Annotated in this window: 20 protein-coding genes; 8 read left to right on the top strand and 12 right to left on the bottom strand. The window is 71.9% G+C overall.

Features of this window, described 5'->3' with window-relative positions; genetic code table 11:
- The first annotated feature begins 3 nt into the window (after positions 1-3).
- On the top strand, positions 4-1,212 hold the full coding sequence (locus ACIBI4_RS29875; RefSeq protein WP_399207261.1) for an MFS transporter: 1,209 nt from the start codon (positions 4-6) through the stop codon (positions 1,210-1,212).
- Here the strand turns inward: ACIBI4_RS29875 and ACIBI4_RS29870 are convergent.
- The 6 genes from ACIBI4_RS29870 to ACIBI4_RS29845 form a co-directional block, all read right to left on the bottom strand.
- Entirely contained in the window at positions 1,202-3,583 is a 2,382-nt protein-coding gene (locus ACIBI4_RS29870; protein ID WP_399207260.1) for a xanthine dehydrogenase family protein molybdopterin-binding subunit, read from the bottom strand. The two genes, ACIBI4_RS29875 and ACIBI4_RS29870, sit on opposite strands and share 11 nt — an antisense overlap.
- Positions 3,584-3,588: 5 nt before the next feature.
- Entirely contained in the window at positions 3,589-4,008 is a 420-nt protein-coding gene (locus tag ACIBI4_RS29865; protein ID WP_399207259.1) for a VOC family protein, read from the bottom strand.
- A 103-nt stretch (positions 4,009-4,111) separates the two neighbouring features.
- Positions 4,112-5,272 (bottom strand): hypothetical protein, encoded by a 1,161-nt coding sequence (locus ACIBI4_RS29860; protein WP_399207258.1) that lies wholly within the window; start codon positions 5,270-5,272, stop codon positions 4,112-4,114.
- On the bottom strand, positions 5,254-6,027 hold the full coding sequence (locus ACIBI4_RS29855; protein ID WP_399207257.1) for an ABC transporter ATP-binding protein: 774 nt from the start codon (positions 6,025-6,027) through the stop codon (positions 5,254-5,256). Before ACIBI4_RS29855 ends, ACIBI4_RS29860 begins: the two co-directional genes overlap by 19 nt.
- A 205-nt stretch (positions 6,028-6,232) precedes the next feature.
- Complete coding sequence (locus ACIBI4_RS29850; protein WP_399207255.1) at positions 6,233-7,612, bottom strand: aspartate aminotransferase family protein; 1,380 nt, start codon at positions 7,610-7,612, stop codon at positions 6,233-6,235.
- Positions 7,597-8,097, bottom strand: coding sequence for an Lrp/AsnC family transcriptional regulator (locus tag ACIBI4_RS29845; RefSeq protein ID WP_399207348.1), 501 nt, complete (start codon positions 8,095-8,097; stop codon positions 7,597-7,599). The genes ACIBI4_RS29850 and ACIBI4_RS29845 overlap by 16 nt, the downstream gene beginning before the upstream one ends.
- A 190-nt stretch (positions 8,098-8,287) precedes the next feature.
- On the opposite strand from ACIBI4_RS29845, the gene ACIBI4_RS29840 reads away from it, so the two are divergent.
- On the top strand, positions 8,288-9,724 hold the full coding sequence (locus ACIBI4_RS29840; protein WP_399207254.1) for a gamma-aminobutyraldehyde dehydrogenase: 1,437 nt from the start codon (positions 8,288-8,290) through the stop codon (positions 9,722-9,724).
- A gap of 61 nt (positions 9,725-9,785) precedes the next feature.
- Here the strand turns inward: ACIBI4_RS29840 and ACIBI4_RS29835 are convergent, their stop codons facing one another.
- On the bottom strand, positions 9,786-10,412 hold the full coding sequence (locus tag ACIBI4_RS29835) for a hypothetical protein (RefSeq protein WP_399207252.1): 627 nt from the start codon (positions 10,410-10,412) through the stop codon (positions 9,786-9,788).
- Between the two features lie 196 nt (positions 10,413-10,608).
- Here ACIBI4_RS29835 and ACIBI4_RS29830 point away from each other — a divergent pair, with 196 nt between their 5' ends.
- The 3 genes from ACIBI4_RS29830 to ACIBI4_RS29820 all read left to right on the top strand — a co-directional run bounded on the left by ACIBI4_RS29830 (position 10,609) and on the right by ACIBI4_RS29820 (position 13,874).
- A complete protein-coding gene (locus ACIBI4_RS29830) occupies positions 10,609-11,262 on the top strand; it encodes a response regulator transcription factor (protein ID WP_399207251.1) in 654 nt (217 codons plus the stop codon).
- Complete coding sequence (locus ACIBI4_RS29825; RefSeq protein ID WP_399207249.1) at positions 11,259-12,488, top strand: sensor histidine kinase; 1,230 nt, start codon at positions 11,259-11,261, stop codon at positions 12,486-12,488. The genes ACIBI4_RS29830 and ACIBI4_RS29825 overlap by 4 nt, the downstream gene beginning before the upstream one ends.
- A 195-nt stretch (positions 12,489-12,683) precedes the next feature.
- Positions 12,684-13,874 (top strand): PotD/PotF family extracellular solute-binding protein, encoded by a 1,191-nt coding sequence (locus ACIBI4_RS29820; RefSeq protein ID WP_399207248.1) that lies wholly within the window; start codon positions 12,684-12,686, stop codon positions 13,872-13,874.
- Here ACIBI4_RS29820 and ACIBI4_RS29815 read toward each other — a convergent pair.
- Both ACIBI4_RS29815 and ACIBI4_RS29810 read right to left on the bottom strand, forming a co-directional pair.
- On the bottom strand, positions 13,816-15,132 hold the full coding sequence (locus ACIBI4_RS29815) for an MFS transporter (RefSeq protein WP_399207247.1): 1,317 nt from the start codon (positions 15,130-15,132) through the stop codon (positions 13,816-13,818). The two genes, ACIBI4_RS29820 and ACIBI4_RS29815, sit on opposite strands and share 59 nt — an antisense overlap.
- On the bottom strand, positions 15,129-15,797 hold the full coding sequence (locus tag ACIBI4_RS29810; RefSeq protein ID WP_399207246.1) for an ArsR/SmtB family transcription factor: 669 nt from the start codon (positions 15,795-15,797) through the stop codon (positions 15,129-15,131). The genes ACIBI4_RS29815 and ACIBI4_RS29810 overlap by 4 nt, the downstream gene beginning before the upstream one ends.
- 115 nt (positions 15,798-15,912) lie before the next feature.
- Here ACIBI4_RS29810 and ACIBI4_RS29805 point away from each other — a divergent pair, with 115 nt between their 5' ends.
- Positions 15,913-16,443 carry a hypothetical protein gene (locus ACIBI4_RS29805; RefSeq protein WP_399207245.1) on the top strand — a complete coding sequence of 177 codons (531 nt, stop codon included), beginning with the start codon at positions 15,913-15,915 and terminating at the stop codon, positions 16,441-16,443.
- Here ACIBI4_RS29805 and ACIBI4_RS29800 read toward each other — a convergent pair.
- Positions 16,433-17,605, bottom strand: a complete 1,173-nt coding sequence (locus tag ACIBI4_RS29800; RefSeq protein WP_399207244.1) for a serine hydrolase domain-containing protein — start codon at positions 17,603-17,605, stop codon at positions 16,433-16,435. The two genes, ACIBI4_RS29805 and ACIBI4_RS29800, sit on opposite strands and share 11 nt — an antisense overlap.
- Before the next feature lie 172 nt (positions 17,606-17,777).
- Positions 17,778-18,383, bottom strand: a complete 606-nt coding sequence (locus ACIBI4_RS29795; protein WP_399207243.1) for a TetR/AcrR family transcriptional regulator — start codon at positions 18,381-18,383, stop codon at positions 17,778-17,780.
- Between the two features lie 109 nt (positions 18,384-18,492).
- On the opposite strand from ACIBI4_RS29795, the gene ACIBI4_RS29790 reads away from it, so the two are divergent.
- Positions 18,493-19,455, top strand: coding sequence for an NAD(P)-dependent alcohol dehydrogenase (locus tag ACIBI4_RS29790; RefSeq protein ID WP_399207242.1), 963 nt, complete (start codon positions 18,493-18,495; stop codon positions 19,453-19,455).
- A 59-nt stretch (positions 19,456-19,514) separates the two neighbouring features.
- On the opposite strand, the gene ACIBI4_RS29785 is transcribed toward ACIBI4_RS29790, so the two are convergent.
- The gene (locus ACIBI4_RS29785) at positions 19,515-20,549 is read right to left on the bottom strand and encodes an adenosine deaminase (protein WP_399207240.1); all 1,035 of its coding nucleotides are present in this window, start codon (positions 20,547-20,549) and stop codon (positions 19,515-19,517) included.
- Positions 20,550-20,760: 211 nt separating this feature from the next.
- On the opposite strand from ACIBI4_RS29785, the gene ACIBI4_RS29780 reads away from it, so the two are divergent.
- Positions 20,761-21,747 carry a DUF4190 domain-containing protein gene (locus ACIBI4_RS29780; RefSeq protein ID WP_399207239.1) on the top strand — a complete coding sequence of 329 codons (987 nt, stop codon included), beginning with the start codon at positions 20,761-20,763 and terminating at the stop codon, positions 21,745-21,747.
- Positions 21,748-21,750: the final 3 nt, after the last annotated feature.

The following is a 21,750-nucleotide window of genomic DNA, read 5'->3' as shown; positions in this document are numbered from 1 at the left end:
GGGATGGGGCGTGGGTTCCGGTGGCTGTGGGCCTCGTACGCCGTGAGTGTGTTCGGCACGTGGCTGGCCTTCGACGCCTTCGCGCTGATCGCGGTCCTCGTCCTGGACACCGGGCCCGCGGGCGTGTCCGCGCTGGCCGCGGCCGGGCCCGCGGTGGGGGCGCTGGTGGCGGTGCCGCTCGGGCCGTGGCTGGAGTTCCGGGCCAAGCGGCCCGTGATGATCGGGATGGACGTGGCGCGGTGCGCGGCGCTCGGGACGCTGCCGGTCGCGTATCTGATGGACGCGCTGACCCTCGGACAGCTCGTGCTGGTGTCGGTGGCCGTCGGGGCGGCGGACATCGCGTTCACGGCGGCCAGTGGTGCGCACCTCAAGGGGCTGGTGCGTGAGGAGCAGCTCCTGGTGGCCAGTGGGCGGTTCGAGTCGACGATGTGGACGGCGTCGATGGTCGGGCCGCCGGCCGGCGGGGCACTGGTGGGGGCCTTCGGGCCCGTGGTCGCCGTCGGGGTGAACGCGGTGAGCTTTCTGCTGTCCGCCGCCGGGATCCGGCTGATCGGTGAGGCCGAGGAACCGCCGCCCGCGAAGGCTCCGGGGGAGAGGGTGCGGCTCGGGGACGGCTTCCGGTACCTGCTCCACCACCGTGAGCTGCGGCCGCTGTTCCTCCACACCGTGCTCGTCAACGCGCTGATCATGACGAGCGCGCCGCTGCTCGCCGTCCTGATGCTGGGACCACTCGGCTTCGCCCCTTGGCAGTACGGGCTCGCCTTCGCGGTGCCGTGCGCGGGCGGGCTGCTCGGCTCACGGCTCGCGCGCCGGCTCGTGCCGCGGTACGGGGAACGGCGGGTGCTGCGGACGGCCGGGGTGCTGCGGGTGTGCTGGCCGGTGGGGCTCGGGCTGGTGCATACGGGGGCGAGCGGTCTGGTGCTCGTGATGGTGGTCGAGTTCGGTCTGATCACCTGTTCCGCCGTGTACAGCCCGGTGCTGGCTGCGCGGCGGCTTGCGGTGGTGCCGCGGGAGTGGGTGGGACGGGTACTTGCGGCTTGGGCGGTGGCGGGGAAGCTGGTGACTGCGGGGCTGGTGGGGATGTGGGGAGTGGTGGGGGCCTCGGTGGGGGTGCGGGAGGCCATCGTGCTGTCCGGCGTGCTGCTGTTGTTCACGCCTCTGCTGCTGGGTGGGCGGGCGCCCGCGAAAAGCGGAGCGCAGCTCAGACCTTGACCAGGCCGAGGATGTGCTCCGGCCGCACCGGCACCCTCCTCAGCGCCACCCCCGTCGCCGCGCGGATCGCCGAGACGATCGCCGGGGTCGAGGAGAGCGTGGGGGCCTCGCCCGCGCCGCGGAGGCCGTACGGGGCGTGGGGGTCGGCCAGTTCGAGGATGTCGGCCGGCATCGGCGGGGTGTCGAGGATCGTCGGGATCAGGTAGTCCGTGAAGGACGGGTTGCGGACCAGGGACGTGGCGGGATCCACCACGATCTCCTCCATGACCGCCAGCCCGAGGCCCTGCGTCGAGCCGCCCTGGATCTGGCCCAGGACCGAGAGCGGGTTCAGCGCCTTGCCCACGTCCTGGGCGCAGGCCAGCTCGACCACCTTCACCAGGCCGAGTTCCACATCCACCTCGACCACCGCGCGGTGCGCCGCGAACGCGTACTGGACGTGGCCGTTGCCCTGGCCGGTGACCGGGTCGAGCGCCTCGGTGGGGCGGTGACGCCACTCCCGTTCCAGGTCGATGGTCTCGTCGCCGAGGACGTCCGTGAGGGAGGCGAGCGGGCGTCCGTCGGGTGCGAGCACCTTGCCGTCCGCGAGGCGGAGGCCCTCGGTGGCCGGCCACGCGAACCTCCGTTGTCCCAGGGCGAGTACGGCTTCGCGTACCGCCTCGCAGGTGTACTTGATCGCGCCCCCGGTGACATAGGTCTGCCGGGACGCCGAGGTCGAGCCCGCGTTGCCCGCCGTGGTGTCGGCGGGCCGCAGCGTGACCTGCGAGACGCCGAGTTCCGTACGGACGATCTGGGCGTGCACCGTCACCCCGCCCTGCCCCACCTCGGCCATCGCGGTGTGCACGGTCACCACCGGCTGCCCGGCGAGGACTTCGAGGCGGATCCGGGCGGTCGAGTAGTCGTCGAAGCCCTCGGAGAAGCCGACGTTCTTGATGCCGACCGCATAGCCGACGCCTCGTACGACCGCCTCGCCATGCGTGGTGTTGGACAGGCCACCGGGCAGGTCACGCAGGTCGGGCGGGCCGCCCGCCGACTCCCAGGGCGCCTCGGGCGGAAGGGGCAGATCCCGGACACGGCCGAGGAGTTCGGCCACGGGCGCGGGGGAGTCGACCGGCTGACCGGTCGGCATCACAGCGCCCTGTGTCATCGCGTTGCGCTGCCGGAACTCCACCGGGTCCAGCCCGAGTTCCGCCGCGACCCGGTCCATCTGGGACTCGTACGCGAAACAGGCCTGCACCGCGCCGAAGCCGCGCATCGCCCCGCAGGGCGGGTTGTTGGTGTAGAGGCCGAGCACCTCGATGGCGGCGGTGTCGCAGACGTACGGACCCATGCCGAGCGAGGCCGCGTTCCCGACGACCGCCGGGGTCGAGGAGGCGTACGCGCCGCCGTCGAGCACGATGCGCGCCACCACATGCGTCAGCTTCCCGTCGCGCGTGGCCCCGTGCTCGTAGTGGAGCTTCGCGGGGTGGCGGTGGACATGACCGAAGAAGGACTCGTAGCGGTTGTAGACCATCTTCACGGGGCGGCCGGTGCGCAGCGCGAGCAGCGAGGCGTGCGCCTGGATCGACAGGTCCTCGCGGCCGCCGAACGCGCCACCCACCCCGGAGAGCGTGAGGCGCACCTTCTCCTCGGGCAGGCCGAGCACGGGCGCGATCTGCTTGCGGTCCACGTGCAGCCACTGCGTGGAGACGTAGAGGTCGATGCCGCCGTCCTCGGCGGGCACCGCGAGACCGGACTCCGGACCGAGGAACGCCTGGTCCTGCATGCCGACTTCGTAGTCCTCGGCCACGATCACATCGGCCCGCGCGCGGGCGGCGCCGAGGTCGCCGCGGACGATCGGCTGGCGGTGGACGATGTTGGGATGCGGTACGTGCCGTGCGTGCGCGTCGTCGCGGTCCGGGTGCAGGACCGGGGCGTCCGGCGCGGTCGCGGTGGCCTCGTCGGTGACGGCGGGCAGCACCTCGTACTCGACGACGATCCGCTCGGCGGCGCGGCGCGCGGTCTCCGGATGGTCGGCCGCGACCAGCGCGACCGGCTCGCCGTGGAAGCGGACCCGGCCGTCGCACAGCACGGGCTGGTCGACGATCTCCAGGCCGTACGTCTTCGCGTGCGGCAGGTCCTCGTACGTCAGAACCGCCTGGACACCGGCCAGTTGCAGGGCCGGACCGATGTCCAGGCGGGTGATGCGGGCATGCGCGTGCGGGGCCCGCAAGGTGTGGCCCCACAGCATGTCCTCGTGCCACAGGTCCGAGGCGTAGGCGAACTCGCCCGTGGTCTTGAGGGTCCCGTCGGGCCGGAGTGTCGACTCGCCGATACCGCCCGGGGTCAGGGTGCCCTGGGTGAGACCGGTCGGAAGGTTGGTCACTCCGGCCATGCCGCTCAGCCCTGCACCATCGCCGGGTCCATCCACATGACCTCGAAGTGGTGGCCGTCCGGGTCCTGGAAGGAGCGCCCGTACATCTGGCCGTAGTCCTGCGGGTCCTTCGCCGGCGCACCGCCCGCGGCCAGCGCCCGGTCGCACAGCTCGTCCACCGCGGTGCGGCTCTCGGCGCTCAGACAGATCAGCGCCTCGTTGGCCACCGCGGAATCGGCCAGCGGCTTCGACGCGAACTCGTTGAACTTCGCCTCGGCGAGCAGCATGATCACGATGGTGTCGCTGATCACCACGGAGGCGGTGTTCTCATCGCTGAACTGCGCGTTGATGGTGTACCCGAGCTCGGAGTAGAACTTCTTCGCGCCGTCGATGTCCTTCGTCGCGAGGTTGATGAAGACCATCGGCGTGTATGCGTTGTCAGCCATGAGGTGTCCGCTCCTGAGTCGCTGTCGTTCGATCGGTGTCGTTCGTTACGCAGGGATAGACGGCAGGCCGTACGGAAACTCATCGGCCCCTGCGACAAGTTTTTCAGCTTGTCAGCGGAGCCGCAGCGAGCAGCGCAATGATGCAGGTCAGAGGCGTGAGGACGGCCAGAAGCGCCAGCGTCCGCAGCCATACGGCGGTCCGGAGCAGCGAGCGGGGCGCCCCGAGCCGCAGCAGCGCGGTCCTGGTGTGCGCCCGGGCCTGCCGGGCCTCCACCGCCGCCGTGACCAGCGCGAGCAGGGTGCAGCCGGCCACGAGAGAGCCGCCGAGCGCGGTCAGCGGCCCGAACGACGCCGCGTCCCCCGCGTACAGCGCCAGCGCCGCGATCCCGGCCGCGACCACCGCGCACACCACACCCAGCGGACGCCCGATCCGGGCCGCCTCCGCCTGCAGGACCCGGCCCGCGAGCAGCCGCGCGGCGCCCGGGCGCCAGGACTGGAGGAGGCGGCCGCACAGATACGTGAGCCCGGGGCCGGCGACCACGAGGCCCGCCGCCGTGACGGCCCAGCCGGCCAGGACGCCGCCCGGGGTGGACACCAGGCGGCCGGGCAGCGGCAGTCCGGCACCGTCCGCCCCGGCCGCGTACAACTCGACGGAGAGACCGACCGCGATCAGCGCCACGCCCCACGGCAGCCCGGTCGGCACGGGGGCCGGCGCCTCGGGCCGTGGGGGGTCGAGCAGTTCGGCCGCGCGCGGGCGGCGCGGGCGTAGGACCAGGGCGCAGGCCGTGGACGCGGCGAGCGGTACGGCCACCAGCAGGGTCAGGACGGCGGCGAAGGGCAACGACTGGCCCGCGCCCAGGACTCCGGCCGCGTCACCGTCCAGCGGCAGACCGCTCAGGTCGCCGCGCAGATGCAGGAAGAAGAGCAGCGCGAGCATCGAGCCGAGGGCGCAGGACATCAGGGTGTTCAGGGCGGCGAGCAGCATCATGCGGTGCTTGCCGAACCCCACAGCCGACAGGCCGCGCTGCACGCGGGTGCCCGGATCGGTGCGGGCGACGGCCACCGCGAGCTGCACGGTCGCCGCGAGCGGCGCCAGACACCACAGCAGCCGCAGCGCGGAAGCCCGGCCCGCGTCGGGGTGGCCCAGCGCGTACCCCATCGCGCACAGGAGCAGAAAGCCCGTGCCCGCCGCGGCGGCCGCGACCGCGAGGCGCCGCAGCAGGACGACCGGGTGGGTGCCGCGGGCTAGACGGAGAGCGAACACGCCGACCCCTCCGGGGCCGGGGCGGGCAGCCGCACCTCATGCGGGGCGGGCTCGGCCGCGGGGCCTGGCACCCGCGCGGCGGCGACCTTGCGGCCGTCGAGCAGCTGCACCGTACGGTCCGCGAGCGAGGCCACCTCGGCGTCGTGCGTGGCGAGCACCACGGTGAAGCCGTGCGAGCGCGCCGCCGTCGTCAGGGTGCGCAGCACCTGGGCGCGGTCGGCGCGGTGCAGCGCCGCGGTGGGCTCGTCGGCGAAGAGCACCGTCGGCCCGGTGACCAGGGCGCGGGCGACGGCGACCCGCTGCCGCTCGGACTGGAGCAGCTCGCAGGGGCGCTTGCGGGCGCAGTCGCCGATGTCCAGGCGCTCCATCCACTCCGCGGCGGCCTTGCGTGCCGTGCGGTGGGGGAGGCCGCGGAGCAGCAGGGGCAGCGCCGCGTTCTCCCAGGCGGTGAGCTCGGGCACGAGGACCGGCGCGGGATCGATCCAGCCGAAGCGCTCCAGGCGCAGCCGCTCCCGTGCCGCCGGGCTCATGGTGTGCACGGGCGCGGAGTTGAACCACACCTCGCCCTGCTGCGGGAGCAGCTGACCGGACAGGCACTGCAGGAGGGTGGTCTTGCCGCTGCCGCGCGGACCGCCGACGGCGAGGATCTCGCCCTCCCGCACCTCGACCGAGACACCCGTGAGGGCGGGTGAGCCCTTGTGCGTGACATGCAGGGCACGGGCCCAGAGCACGTTGTTGTCCGGCGGGGCCACCATGGCGTAACACCTCGGTTCTGTCGTGTACGGCGGTGCGGTGCTGACGGCGTCGGGCGGTGCAAGTCCCGTACCCCGTAAGGGCGAACGAGAGCGGCGGCCGATCGGTCACACGAACCGTAGGGACGAACCGGAACATGGCGGACAACAAACGGCCCGGGCACCCGCGTTCTCACTCGAACGGGGCACCCGGGCCGAAGGTGGGCGCTTAGAGCTTGGTCCACGCCTCCGTGAGCACCGTGCGCAGGATCTGCTCGATCTCGTCGAAGGTCGACTGGTCGGCGATCAGCGGCGGCGCGAGCTGGATCACCGGGTCGCCACGGTCGTCGGCACGGCAGTACAGGCCGTTGTCGTACAGGGCCTTGGAGAGGAAGCCGTACAGGACGCGCTCGGTCTCCTCGTCCGTGAAGGTCTCCTTGGTGACCTTGTCCTTCACGAGCTCGATGCCGTAGAAGAACCCGTTGCCGCGGACGTCGCCGACGATCGGCAGGTCGTGCAGCTTCTCCAGCGTGGCCTTGAACGCGCCCTCGTTGTCGAGGACGTGCTGGTTCAGCTTCTCCTTCTCGAAGATGTCGAGGTTGGCGAGGCCGACGGCCGCGGAGACCGGGTGGCCGCCGAAGGTGTAGCCGTGCAGGAAGGTGTTGTCGCCCTGGTAGAACGGCTCGGCGATCCTGTCGGAGACGATGCAGGCGCCGATCGGGGAGTAGCCCGAGGTCATGCCCTTCGCGCAGGTGATCATGTCCGGTACGTAACCGAACTTGTCGCACGCGAACATCGTGCCGAGCCGGCCGAAGGCGCAGATGACCTCGTCCGAGACGAGCAGCACGTCGTACTGGTCGCAGATCTCGCGCACGCGCTGGAAGTACCCGGGCGGCGGCGGGAAGCAGCCGCCGGCGTTCTGCACCGGCTCCAGGAAGACGGCCGCGACGGTCTCCGGGCCCTCGAAGAGGATCTGCTGCTCGATCTGGTCGGCAGCCCAGCGGCCGAAGGCCTCGGGGTCGTCGCCGTGGATCGGGGCGCGGTAGATGTTGGTGTTCGGCACCTTGTGCGCACCGGGCACCAGCGGCTCGAACGGGGCCTTCAGGGCCGGGAGTCCGGTGATGGACAGGGCGCCCTGCGGGGTGCCGTGGTAGGCGACCGCTCGCGAGATGACCTTGTACTTGGTGTGCTTGCCCTGCAGCTTGAAGTACTGCTTGGCGAGCTTCCAGGCGGTCTCGACCGCCTCGCCGCCGCCGGTGGTGAAGAAGACCTTGTTGAGGTCGCCCGGCGCGTGGTGCGCGAGGCGCTCCGCCAGCTTTACGGCCTTGGGGTGGGCGTACGACCAGACCGGGAAGAAGGCCAGCTCCTGCGCCTGCTTGAAGGCGGTCTCGGCGAGCTCGACGCGGCCGTGACCGGCGTTGACCACGAAGAGGCCGGCGAGGCCGTCGAGGTAGCGCTTGCCCTTGTCGTCGTAGATGTAGGTGCCTTCACCGCGGACGATGGTCGGCACGGGGGAGTTCTCGTACGACGACATCCTGGTGAAGTGCATCCACAGGTGGTCGTAGGCGGTCTGGGAGAGGTCCTTGCCCATGGTTATCGGGATCCCCATTGGTAGGTCTGCTTCTTGAGCTTGAGGTACACGAAGCTCTCGGTGGACCGCACACCGGGAAGCGTGCGGATCCTCTTGCTGATGACGTCGAGCAGGTGGTCGTCGTCCTCGCAGACGACCTCGGCGAGCAGGTCGAACGATCCTGCGGTGAGCACCACGTACTCGACTTCGTCCATGGCCGTCAGCGCGTCGGCGACAGGTTCGAGATCGCCCTCGACGTTGATGCCGAGCATCGCCTGCCGCCGGAAGCCCACGGTGAGCGGGTCGGTGACGGCGACGATCTGCATCACGCCTTGGTCGAGCAGCTTCTGCACCCGTTGGCGCACGGCCGCCTCGGACAGGCCCACGGCCTTGCCGATGGCGGCGTACGGGCGCCTGCCGTCCTCCTGGAGCTGTTCGATGATCGCCAAGGAGACGGCATCGACGCCATTGGGTGTCTTGCCACTGTTGTCTGCGCTGCGACTGGCCACGACCCCACTGTGCAGGAGAGGTCGTCGGTCTCGCAAGCCCTGAGCGATGAAATTCGTTGTTTACGGCTCCGAATGGCGCGGATTCCGTAGTTGTGACCTGAGCGGTATGTCGAAAGCGTCGGTACTCGGTCTAGTGTGGGGATCTCACGTACTGGACAGGTACGGACGTACGCCCACGGGAAGCACCACTACAGGAGGCCGGGCAGTGAGCACCGAACTGCGTCGTCTGCGGAACTACATCAACGGGGAATTCCGGGACGCGGCCGACGGCCGCACCACCGAGGTGGTGAACCCGGCGACGGGCGAGGCGTACGCGACGGCGCCGCTGTCCGGGCAGGCCGACGTCGACGCCGCGATGGACGCCGCCGCGGCCGCGTTCCCGGCCTGGCGCGACCTCGTGCCCGGCGAGCGCCAGAAGTACCTCCTCAAGATCGCGGACGCCTTCGAGGAGCGCGCCGAGGAACTGATCGCGGCCGAGGTCGAGAACACGGGCAAGCCGATCGGGCTGACCCGCGAAGAGGAAATCCCGCCGATGGTGGACCAGATCCGCTTCTTCGCGGGTGCGGCGCGGATGCTCGAAGGCCGTGCGGCCGGCGAGTACATGGACGGCCTCACCTCGATCGTGCGCCGCGAGCCGATCGGTGTCTGCGCGCAGGTCGCGCCGTGGAACTACCCGATGATGATGGGCGTATGGAAGTTCGCCCCGGCGCTCGCCGCGGGCAACACCGTCGTCCTCAAGCCCTCGGACACCACGCCCGCCTCGACCGTCCTGATGGCCGAGATCATCGGCTCGATCGTGCCCGCGGGTGTCTTCAACGTCGTCACCGGCGACCGTGACACCGGCCGCATGATGGTCGAGCACAAGACGCCCGCGATGGCCTCCATCACCGGATCCGTCCGCGCCGGCATGCAGGTCGCCGAGTCCGCGTCGAAGGACCTCAAGCGCGTCCACCTGGAGCTCGGCGGCAAGGCGCCCGTCGTGGTCTTCGAGGACACCGACATCGCCAAGGCCGTCGAGGACATCTCGGTCGCCGGCTTCTTCAACGCCGGCCAGGACTGCACCGCCGCGACCCGCGTGCTCGTGCACGAGTCGATCCACGACGAGTTCGTGACCGCGCTCGCGAAGGCCGCCGCGGACACCAAGACCGGCATGCCGGACGACGAGGACGTGCTCTACGGGCCGCTCAACAACCCGAACCAGCTCGCCCAGGTCTCCGGCTTCATCGACCGTCTCCCGGCGCACGCGCGCGTCGAGGCGGGCGGCCACCGCGTCGGCGAGACAGGCTACTTCTACGCGCCGACCGTCGTCTCGGGCCTCAAGCAGGACGACGAGATCATCCAGAACGAGGTCTTCGGACCCGTCATCACCGTGCAGTCCTTCTCCTCCGAGGAGCAGGCGATCGAGTACGCGAACGGCGTCGACTACGCGCTCGCGTCCTCCGTCTGGACGAAGGACCACGCGCGGGCGATGCGCATGTCCAAGGTGCTCGACTTCGGCTGCGTGTGGATCAACACCCACATCCCGCTGGTCGCGGAGATGCCGCACGGCGGCTTCAAGAAGTCCGGCTACGGCAAGGACCTTTCGGCGTACGGGTTCGACGACTACACCCGGATCAAGCACGTGATGACCTCGCTGGGCTGAGTCGGCTGTACGTGTGAAGGGCGGTCCCGCACGGGGTGCGGGACCGCCCTTCGGCGTCCGATCAGGCCGACTCGCTCGTGGCCCCCTTGCCGTCGTCGTGCCGCTCCTCGTGCAGGGACGGGCCCTTGTCCGGGCCGGGCTTCGCGGGGACGCCCGGTCCGGCCGCCTCGTCCGGCAGCGGCACGCCCGCCTTCTCCATGATCGGGGCGCAGGCCTTGAAGGCCTTCTTGTACGCCTTCGCATGCGGGGCCGACGCCTTGCCGCCGCCGCTCAGTTCGAGCCGTACGGCGCCGTCGCCCGTACTCGACACCTTGACGTCGGGGAACGAGCCGAGGCCGTTGTCGCGCATGCACTCCGAGAAGTCCGCGGCGCCCTGCTTCACCTTGCCGGGATCGGCGCCCTTGACGAGCAGCACCATCGAGAAACGCGCCCCGTCCTTCTTGCCCTTCCCGGCGACCTCCTTGTGCGTGAACGGGCCGTCGTCGAGCGGCGTTCCGTCCGCGGCCGGGTCGGGCCGCTCGTACCCCGGCGGAGTCGAGCCGTCGGACGCCGTCGCCTGGACGGAGAAGACGGTGCCGAGCGCCGCCGCGGACAGCAGAGCGCCGGCGGCCACGAGCCGCCGCTTCCGGGACCGGGCCGGTCCCTGCGGCGGGCCGGGCGGTTGCTGCGGCATGGGCGGTACGTGCATGAGGTTCCTCCTCGTTGATACGCGGCCGGCTCCCCCGAGCCGGTCCTGCGGAGCCAGCACAGCGCGCGGCCGGTTACGGCACGGGAACAGCGGGCGGCGGCCGCACAGGAACCGTCGGCGGGCCCCCTGCGACCAGCGATTCCTTACGCGAACCTCACTTACGCCCCCGTAACCGCGACGCGGCCACACTGCGGGCATGCGGGTGCTGGTGGTCGAGGACCATGTGGAGCTGGCCGAGACGGTGGCCGGGGGGTTGCGTCGGGAGGGGATCGCGGTCGATCTCGCCCATGACGGACCGACCGCCCTGGAACGCGCCGACGTCAACGGCTACGACGTCGTCGTGCTCGACCGCGACCTGCCCGGGCTCCACGGCGACCAGGTGTGCGCCGCGCTGAGCCGGGGCGGCAGCCGCGCCCGCATCCTGATGCTCACGGCGTCGGGGACGGTCGCCGACCGCGTCGAGGGCCTCGCGCTCGGCGCCGACGACTACCTCGCCAAGCCGTTCGCCTTCGCCGAACTCGTCGCCCGATTGCGCGCGCTGGCCCGCCGCGCCCAGCCCGCGCTGCCGCCCGTGCTCGTCCGCGGGGAGCTGCGGCTCGATCCCGCACGCCGTACGGCAGGCAGGGGCGGGCGTGAACTGGCGCTCAGCCCGAAGGAGTTCGCCGTCCTCGAGCTCCTGATGGCGGCGCAGGGCGCGGTGGTCTCGGCGGAGGAGCTGCTCGAACGGGCCTGGGACGAGGCCGCGGATCCTTTCAGCCAGACGGTGAAGGTCACGGTCAGCAGGCTGCGCCGCAAGCTGGGTGAGCCACCGCTGATCGAGACGGTCGAGCGGGCGGGGTACCGGCTGTGAGCAGCGAGCCCACGGCTGCCCGTCCCCGGTTCGGGGTGCCCCGCACGATCCGCTGGCGCCTCACCCTCCTCTACAGCGGCCTGTTCATCGTCGCGGGCACCTGCCTCCTCGGCTTCACCTACCTGCTCGTCTCCCAGGCCGCAGCCCCATCCTCCGCGAGCAGCAGCTCGGTGCAGATCCCCGACGGGCTCCCGGGCGACGGAGCACCGGGCAACGGAGCGCCGGGTGACGGCCTTCCGGGCGGTGGGCTGCACAAGGTCATCGAGGAGGAAGTGGCCGACGCCCGCAGCGAGCAGCTCGACGACCTGCTCGTACGCTCCGTCTTCGCCCTCGCCGTGATGGCCGCCGCCTCCCTCGCGCTCGGCTGGCTGGTCGCCGGGCGGGTGCTCTCGCCGCTGCGCACCATGACTGCCGGTGCCCGCCGGATCTCCGCGGACAATCTGCACGAGCGGCTCGCGGTGCGCGGCCCCGACGACGAACTCAAGGCGCTGGCCGACACGTTCGACGATCTATTGGCCCGGCTGGAGGACTCCTTCGCCGCGCAGCGGCAGTTCGTCGCCAACGCCTCGCACGAACTGCGCACCCCGCTCACGCTCCAGCAGGCCGTCATCGACATCACGCTCGCCGACCCCGGGGCGGACCCGCCCGCGCTGCGCGACGCCCTCGGCCGGGTGCGGGCGGCCGGGCAGCAGCAGGAGCGGCTGATCGACGCGCTGCTCACCCTCGCCCGCAGCCAGCGCGGACTGCAGCGCGAGGAGGCGGTGGACCTGGCCTGCCTGGTCCGCGATCTGCTGCCCGCGGACAGCTCCCTGCCCGCGGACGGCTCACTGCGCGTGGACGCCCGGCTCGAACCGGCACCCGTCCTGGGGGACGCGCAGCTTCTGGAGCGCCTTGTCACCAACCTCAGGGACAACGCCGTACGCCACAACAGCCCTGGTCCGGACGGCAGTTGGATGACCGTACGGACCGGGGTCAGGGACGGCCGGCCGACGCTGCGGATCTCCAACAGCGGCCCGGTGATCCCGGCCGACCAGGTGGCCGGTCTGTTCCAGCCGTTCCGCCGCCTCGGACCCGACCGGGTGCGCGGCAAGGACGGCGGCCAGGGCCTCGGGCTCTCCATCGTGGCGGCCGTCGCCGCGGCGCACGGGGGAGAGGTGCGGGCATGGCCGTGTGCCGGGGGAGGGCTCGACGTGGAGGTGATCCTGCCGACGGCGGTACGCGCCTGAGCTGGGGAACGCCGCGGCCCGAGCGCGGGACGGATGCCACCTGAGTGCGGGATGGATACCGCCCGAGCGCAGGACCGATGCCGCCTGTCCGCCGGACCGGCGCCGCCCACCCGCTGGACAGGGTGTCGGGTGAGCGCCCGACCACTCGACGCCCCGTCCATTGCCCGGACCAGGCCGCCGGGGCAAGCTGCCCCCGTGCTCACTCACCGAAGCGTCAGCCCGCTCTCCCGCCGCAATCTTCTGCGTGCCCTCGGCGGCACGGCCGCGCTCGGTGCGCTGGCCGGCTGCGGGGTGCCCGCCGCGTACATCGGCCCCGAGGACCGGGCCGCCGCCGACCGTTCGGCGCGCGAGAAGAAGCTGTCCTTCGCCAACTGGCCGCTGTACATCGACACCGACGACGAGGACGAGTCGAGCCGGCCCACCCTGGAGGCCTTCGAGAAGCGCACCGGGATCTCCGTGCACTACACGGAGGAGATCAACGACAACGACGAGTTCTTCGGCAAGATCAGCCCCTCGCTGCTCAACCGCCAGGAGACCGGCCGCGATCTGATCGTCATCAGCGACTGGATGTGCGCCCGCTTCGTCCGCCTCGGCTGGGTACAGGAGATGGACCGCTCGCGTCAGCCCAACGTCGCCAAGTACCTGGACCCGCTGCTGCGCGAGCCGCACTTCGACCAGGGCCGCAAGTCCACCGTGCCCTGGCAGTCCGGGATCACCGGCATCGCGTACAACCGCAAGGCGCTGGGCCGCGAGCTGGGTTCGGTCTCCGATCTGTGGGCGGACGACCTGCGCGGCAAGGTGACACTCCTGTCCGGTCTCGACGAGGCCTTCGCGCTCCTGATGCAGGGCGACGGCGTGGACATCACGCGCTGGACCCAGGACGACTTCCACAAGGTGTGCGACCGGATCGAGAAGCTCGTCGACTCCCGGCACATCCGCCGCTTCACCGGCAACGACTACCTCAAGGACCTGGAGAGCGGCGACGTCCTCGCCTGCCAGGCGTACTCCGGAGACGTGATCCAGCTCCAGGCGGACAAGCCGGAGATCGAATTCCTGATCCCGGAGGAGGGCGCCGAGCTCTGGTCGGAGTCCCTGATGATCCCCAACCTGGCCCGCCACAAGGCGAACGCGGAACTCCTCGTCGACCACTACTACGACCCGGAGGTCGCGGCCGAACTCGCCGCCTGGGTCAACTACGTCTGCCCGGTCCCGGCGGCGCGCGACGTCCTCGCGAACTCCAAGGACGAGGAGACGGCGGCGCTCGCCGAGGACCCGCTGATCTTCCCGGACGACGCGATGCGCTCGCGGCTGGCCATCGCGCGCGACATCACGCCCGGGGAGCGGCCCGCTCTGGCGAAGCGGTGGAACGGGATCGTGGGCCTCTGAGCCGGTCCACCTCCCGCCATTCCGGGCGCAGTCCGGCCAGGTTGGTGGTGAGGAAGTACGCGATCCCGCCGGTGACCAGCGCGGGCACGAGGCCCACGCCCGTGACCGCCGCACCCGCGATCAGCCCGCCGAGCGGGATCCCGGCCCAGGCGGCCGCGTCACCGAGCGCGTTGACCCGGCCGCGCATCCCGCGCGGCACGCGCTCGAACAGGAGGGCGCCGAGTACGGGGTTGATGAACCCGGCCCCGAAGCCGCTGACCGCGAACACGGCGACCACCGCACCGAGCGGCACGTCGAAGGCGAGCACCAGGAAGCGCGGCGCCCCGCACAGCAGGAACCCGATGATCACGGTCGCCCTGCGCCGCAGCCGGTGCGCGACGGCCGTGGCGATCAGGCTCCCGCCCACCGCCGCCGCCCCCATCGCACTGCCGAGCAGACCGATGGCGGCGGGCCCGTGGCCGGAGGCGTCCGCCCAGACAGGGATGAGGACGCTGGAGATCGCCGCGTCGAGCAGGTTGGTGATGCTCACCATGACGATGAGGGTGAGCAGCAGCGGTTCGCGGCGCAGGAACGTGAAGCCCTCGCCGAAGCGCTGCCAGTAGCCGGGCTCGTCGCCGGCCTCCGCCGCGGGCGCCTCCGCGCGTCCCATCCCGCGCGGCAGCAGCAGCCCGATGATCACCGAACCGAGCGCGAAACAGACCGCGTTGACGACAAGGCCCGCCATCGGCCCGAGCAGCGCCACCAATGCGCCGCCCGCCGCCGGACCGACCGTCGAGGCCAGCCGCTCGATCACGCCGGAGACCCCGGTGGCCCGTTCCAGCGGGACGTCGCAGCGCTCGGCGGCCTCCGGCACCATCACTTCCTTGGCCAGATTGCCCGGGCCGCGCGCCGCGCCGATCACCGCGACCAGGACGAGGAGCAGCGGGAACGACAGCAGTCCGAGGACATGGAGGAGCGGCACCACGGCCACCGCGGCCGTGCTCACCACGTCGGCGCTCCAGGACACCGCCCGTGGTCCGATCCGGTCGACGACCGGTCCGGTGAGCGCCTTCACGATCACGTACGGCGTCATCTCGCAGAAGACGACAAGTCCCGTCTGCGTAGCGCTCCCCGTGGTGCTGAGCACGAACCAAGGGATGGCGACGACCGAGATCCGTGTCCCGGTGATCGCCATCGCCATGGCGGCGAGCACCCCGACGAGCGGCCGCAGGCTGCGCCTCCCGCCGGCTATGTGCTCCTTGCCCGCGGCCCGCCTCATGACGGGTCCTCGCCGGACTCGGACCTGGACCCGGACTGGGACGCGTCCCCCGGCGCGTCCAGCTCCGGCAGGATCTGCGTGATCACCCCGACCCGCTCCGCGCCCGCGGGTGCGCTCGCCGCCGTCTCCGGGTTGTCCCAGCGGTAGCGGGCGAGCACCTCCCACAGCTCCTGGCGGAGCGCGACGGCCTCGTCGGGGGTGATCCGCAGCGCCCAGTCGCTCATGTCGAAGGTGCCACGCCACGACTCGGGCAGCGTCTGCAGCTCGCTGAGTGCCTGCTGGGTGCGCAGCGTGTACGTGGACGCCACGGACTGCAGATAGGCGAGGGCCGCCACGGGCTCCTGGTCCACGACCTCGCGGTCGCTCAGCGTCGTCGTCCGGTGCGCCGCGCGCCACCAGCGCTCGCGCGCGTTGCCCCGCTCGGTGTCCTCCTCGACGAAGCCGGCCGCGTCCAGCTGACGCAGGTGGTAGCTGGCCGTACCGGAGTTCACGCCCAGGCGCTCCGCGAGCCGGGTGGCCGTGGACGGTCCGAACTTCCGCAGCAGCCCGACCAGCTGCACCCGGACAGGGTGGGCGAGGGCCCGCAGCCCCTTGGCGTCGAGGACGACCGTGTCCTCGGGGGCGGGGGCGGGGTGGTGCTCGGGGGTCTGCGGCGCATCACTCATGGACCCCACCGTAGACCGCAAAGAGTTATTCGCGAAGAACTCTTTGCGAAGAAGCCTCCGCATGGAGCACCACCCCGCCTTTTGAACGCGTTCAACAGGGGCGTACTCTCCTGCCATGAGCGACAGAGCCGCCCTGCTCAAGGGCATCCGCGCGTGGTTGGTCCTGTTCGTCGTCTGCCTGGTCCTGAGCGGAGCCACGGCCTTCCCCCTCGTCCACGAACTGCGCTGGACCGAGGACCTGCTGCGATGGCTGTCCGTGGGCGACCACCTGCCCGGCCTCGTCGAGTGGATCGAACGCGTCCGCGCCGGCCTGGACGCGGCCGACGCGGACTATCCGTTCCTGCTCTACGGCACCGACTGGCTCGCCTTCGCCCACCTCGTCATCGCCGTCGCGTTCTACGGGCCCTACCGCGACCCGGTCCGCAACATCTGGGTGATCGAGTTCGGCATGATCGCCTGCGCCGGGATCGTCCCGCTGGCCCTGATCTGCGGGCCGATCCGCGGGATACCCTTCTGGTGGTCGCTGATCGACATGGCGTTCGGCGTCTTCGGGGTGATCCCGCTGTACGTGGTGCGGCGGAAGATCAAGCGCCTGGAGGCGCTCACGGGCGCGGGCGCCAACCCCGTCCCCGTACCTACTGGTTGAACGCCGGGAACGCGAAACGCGTCCCCAGGGCCAGTCCGTCCTGGTGGGCGGCGGTGGCGTTGACCGAGTAGACGACCGTGCGCGAGAGGTCCGGGGTCGCGGCGATCACCGTGTGGAAGCCGGGGCGTGCGCCCGTCTTGCCCCAGACCTCCTTGCCGTTGATGGTGAACGTCTCCAGACCGGCCGCCATCGTCGCCGCCTTCCCGGTCTCGATGTCGTCCACCCCCGGCAGCGTGAACATCTCCTTGAGCTGCGGCTCGGGGACGACGCGTCCGCGGAACAGGGAGGTGAGGAAGCGCTCCAGGTCGCGGGTGGAGGAGATGAGGTCACCGGCCGCGAAGCGGTCCGTCACGTTCCACTCGGTGACGTCCACCAGCTTCCCGTCCATCTCCTGGTACCCGCGGTGGTGCGGGCCGCGGATCCGGGGGTCGGAGCCCGGGAAGTACGAGTCGCGCATCCCGAGGGGCTTGAAGATCCGCTGCGCGGCCTGGCGGGCGTACGAGTCCCCGGTGACCTTCTCGATGATCAGGCCGAGCACCGTGTAGTGGATGTTCGAGTAGCGCTGGTACTCGCCCGGCTTGTGCAGCGGCCCCTTCGCCGCCGAGGCCGCGACGACCTCCTGCGGCGTCAGCGTCTCGAAGCGGTTCTCGTACAGCTCCTCGTCCGTCTCGCCGAGCGAGGAGCCCGCGTCCAGGCCGCTCGTGTAATTGAGCAACTGCCGTACGGTGATGGGCTGGAACTTCGGAGACGGGAGCAGGCCCGGCAGGTACTCCTGCACCGTCCCGTCGAGGTCGAGCGAGCCGTCGGCGACGAGCTTCAGGGTGAGCGCCGCCGTCACGACCTTCGTGGTCGAGCCCGCACGGAAGCGCACGTCGTCGCGCGCGGGAGCGCCCGTCCTCAGGTTGCTCACACCCGCCACGCCCTGCCAGTCGCGCCCGTCACCGCCCACGCGCACCAGCGCCGCCGTCGCCTGCCGGTCGGGCAGCCCTTCGAGCGCCTTCTCCAGGGCCGCCACATCCGGGCCGCGCTCCGCCGTCTCGCGCTCCGCGGTCACGGCCGCGGCGGGCCGTCCGTCCGCGAAGGCTGGTGCGGCGAGCGCACCGCCGGCGGCGAGGCCGAGGACGAGGGCGGCGGCGACGGTCGTACGCAGGGAAGCACGCATGCTGAAAGCTCCAGGAGGCCGTGGTCGCACGGTATTTGTGCCGTGCCGGACTGAACGGCTTCCATCCTGCTGAGCACCGGGCCGCCCCGGATCATCGCGACGGAGGGTGCCGCCCCTGGTGTGACCCTGGGGGTGCCGACGGCCTCAACTGCGTGATGCTCAGGGATGATCCCTAGAGCCCGCCGAGCTGACGCAGGTCGAGCCCGGTGGGCGGGGGCAGCGGCGGACGTACGGCATCCGTGCGGAACGCGTCGAGCATCAGGGCCACGAGGCGCCGGGAGGCGGCGGACGGGTCGGGTGTCGCGCCGAGTGCGGCATTGGCGACGAGGAGGACGGTCAGGTCGGAGGGATGGAAGTCCGCGCGCAGCGCCCCCGCTTCCTGCGCCCGGCGGACGAGGCCCGCGAAGTCCCGTTCGCCTTGCCGCCGCAGCCGGGCGTGCTCGCCCGCGGTGTCGGGAAAGGCGTCGAGGAAGGCCGCGGTGAACCCTCGTTCGGCGGCCTGCAGGGCGCAGATCCGCTCGATCACATGACAGAAGCCGCGCCAGGGGTCGGGGTCCGCCAGGCCCTCGTCGAACGCGGCGATGCAGGCCTCCAGCTGGTCGGCGAAGACCTCGCGGATCAGGTCGTCACGGGTGGGGAAGCGCCGGTAGAGCGTGGCGACGCCCACCTCGGCCCGGCGCGCGATCGTGGCCATCGGCACTTCCACGCCGTGCTCGGCGTAGGCCGCGCGGGCCGCTTCCAGGATGCGCTGCCGGTTGCGCAGGGCGTCCGCACGCAAGCGAGAGGAATCCTCGTCGATCTTTCTCACCTCCGGTCCAAACGGACGGTGTCGTCCACTTGCCACCGTACGTTCGAAGGACCAGGAGCCGACGGACGAGGTACGGGACATGACCGAGAAGATGCGCGCCGCGCTGTACGACCGCTTCGGCGGACCCGAGGTGCTGTACGTGGGCGAGGCGGACCGGCCCGTGCCCGGCCCCGGCGAGGTGCTGGTGCGGGTGGCGGCGGTCAGCGTCAACGGCGGCGAGCTCGCGGCCCGTTCGGGGCGGGTGCGGCTCGTGACGGGCCGGAAGTTCCCGCAGCGCACGGGGCTCGACTTCGCGGGGACCGTCGCCGCGCTCGGCGCGGGCGCGTCCGGTGTCGCGGTGGGGGACCGGGTCTGGGGTGTGATGGGCCGCGGCTCGGGATTCGGAAGCGCCGCCGAATACCTGGCCGTCCGCCCCGAGCGGCTCGGACGGATCCCCGACCGGATCGACCTCCATGAGGCCGCCGCACTGCCCGTGGGCACCACGGCGATCACCGCGTTGCGCGACAAGGCGGGCCTGCGCCCGGGCGAACGTCTCCTGGTCCGCGGCGCGACCGGCGGAGTGGGGTACGTCGCCGTCCAGCTCGGCAAGGCGATGGGCGCGCACGTCACGGGCCTCGCCCGGGCCGGCAACCTCGGCCTCGTACGCGACCTCGGCGCCGATGAGGCCCTCGACTACCGCACCGCCGCACCGGCCGGCCTCGGGCGCTACGACGTCGTTCTCGACACGGTCGGCAAGGACCTCGCCGCCTACCGCCGGCTGCTCACCCCGAAGGGCCGGATGGTCGCCATCGCCTTCGACCTCGACCGGGTGGCCGCCTCGCTCGGCTCAGTGCTCGCCAGTGGGGTGCACGGGCGCGGCCGGGTGCGCTTTTTCAGCGGCAATCCGAAGACGGCGCTCTTCGACGACCTCGCCTCGTACGTGGAACAGGGGGCGCTGCGCCCGCTCGTGGACCGCGTCTTCCCGCTGGACGCGATCGGCGAGGCGCACCGGGCCCTGGAGGCCGGGGGTGTGCGGGGCAAGTACGTGGTGCGGGTCGCCTGAGGCCTGTCCCGGCCCGGTCGGTGCCCCGGCCGGGTGCTCAGGAAGCGCCAGGGGGGCGGTCACGCCATCCACTGCGTGACGTACGCGTCGATCTCATCGGTGATCCGCGCCTTGCCCGCCGCGTCCAGGAAGGACGCCTCGACCGCGTTCTTCGCGAGGGCCGCCAGGCCGCGCTCGTCGAGGCCGAGGAGGCGGGCCGCCACCGCGTACTCGGAGTTGAGGTCCGTGCCGAACATCGGCGGGTCGTCCGAGTTGATGGTGACGACGACGCCTGCCTGCACCATCTCCTTGACGGGGTGCTCGTCCAGCGTCGCCACCGCACGCGTCGCGATGTTCGACGTCGGGCAGACCTCCAGCGGGATGCGGTGCTCGGCGAGGTGCGCGAGGAGCGCCGGGTCCTGGGTGGAGCTGGTGCCGTGGCCGATGCGCTCGGCGCCCAGCTCGCGCAGCGCGTCCCAGACCGTCTGCGGGCCCGTGGTCTCGCCCGCGTGCGGGACCGAGCGCAGTCCGGCCGCGCGCGCCCGGTCGAAGTACGGCTTGAACTGCGGGCGCGGGACGCCGATCTCGGGTCCGCCGAGACCGAAGGAGACAAGGCCCTCGGGGCGCAGGGCGTCGTCCGTCGCGAGGCGCGCGGTCACCTCGGCGGCCTCGAGGCCGGCCTCGCCGGGAATGTCGAAGCACCAGCGCAGGACCGTGCCGAACTCGGACTCGGCGGCCTTGCGCGCGTCCTCGATCGCCTCCATGAAGCCACGCTCGTCGATCCCGCGCCGTACCGAGCTGTACGGCGTGACGGTCAGTTCCGCGTACCGGATGTTCTGGCGGGCCATGTCGCGGGCCACCTCGAAGGTGAGGTCGCGGACGTCCTGCGGCGTGCGGACGAGGTCGACGACCGCCAGGTACACCTCGATGAAGTGCGCGAAGTCCGTGAACGTGAAGAAGTCCGCGAGCGCCTCGGGGTCGGTGGGGACCTTCGAGTCGGGGTGGCGGGCGGCGAGTTCCGCGACGATACGGGGCGAGGCGGAGCCGACGTGGTGCACATGCAGCTCGGCCTTGGGCAGCCCGGCGATGAAGGGGGTCAGATCCGTCGCGGTCACGGGGTCCTCCGGGGGAGTGCGGTTGCTGTGCGGTGGCGACGCGTGGCGATGCGGCCCACCGGGTAACGGCGGTGACGCGTCGGGATCATCGTAGGTGCGGGGCGTGCTCCCCCCTTGGGCAGGCGCCCGGGGCGGGTGCGCGGCCTGCCCGTAGCATGTCGGGACGCCCGGATCCGGAAGATCGGGACGCGGGGAGCTGAAGGGAACGGCGATGTCCGAGCAAGCAGACCAGACGCCCGAGCAGCGGGACCAGCAGGACCCGTGGGCGCCCCCTGCCGACCGGACCCCCGAGGGCACGGTGGACCCGGGGGCCACGCAGGTGGGTTCCGATGTCGACACGCTCGCGTCGTCGGTGGACGCCGGGACGCCGGTCGTCGACGGTCCGGTGCCCACGTCGGCCGCGGGCGCGGAGGCCGAGACCATCGGCGCCGCCCCGGCCGCCCGCCCCGAGGCCGAGACCATCGGCGCTCCGCTGCCCGGCAACCACGACGGCGAGACGCTGCTCGGTGCGCCCGGGGAGCCGGGACCGGCCCCGGAGGTCTCCCTGACGAAGGGGGCCGCGCCGCAGGACGCACCGCCGGAGCGCGACATCTGGGCCCCGCCCGCCGAGCAGCACCGGCAGGGCCCCGCCCCCGCCTACGGCGCTCCGGGCGCCGGGCCCTGGCAGAACCCGGGCGGTCCCGCGGCCCAGGCGCCGTACCCGGGCGCCCAACCCCCGTACGCCGCAAGCGGTCCGGCCCCCGACGGCGCCGTCCCGCCGCCGCCGGTCGGACCCGAGGGTCCCGGACCGGGCTACGGCTATCCCGGCTACGGTCCGCAGGCCGGCTTCCCGCACTACGGCGCCCAGCCCGGCTACGGCTGGCCGCACATGCCGCTGCCCGCGAGCAACGGGATGGGCACGGCCTCGCTGGTGCTCGGGATCATCTCCGCCGTGCTCTTCTGCCTGTGGCCGGTGGCGATCATCGTCGGGGTGCTCGCGATCATCTTCGGCGCGATCGGCCGCGGCAAGGCGAGCCGGGGCGAGGCGAACAACGCGGGCCAGGCCCTGGCGGGCCTGATCTGCGGCTGCGTCGGCACAGCCCTCGCCGTGATCTTCCTGATCCTCGTGGTGGTCAACAACTACGACCCCTACGGCAACGATCCGTACGACTTCGGCGACAACCTCGTCGTCAAGGCCTCGGCGCCGCAGTACCCCTGACCC

Origin of the sequence: Streptomyces sp. NPDC050418, assembly GCF_044458745.1 — a bacterium.
Taxonomy (GTDB): Bacteria; Actinomycetota; Actinomycetes; order Streptomycetales; family Streptomycetaceae; genus Streptomyces.
Note: the sequence above shows the minus strand (reverse complement) of the source record. Positions and strands in the feature narration are given on the sequence as shown.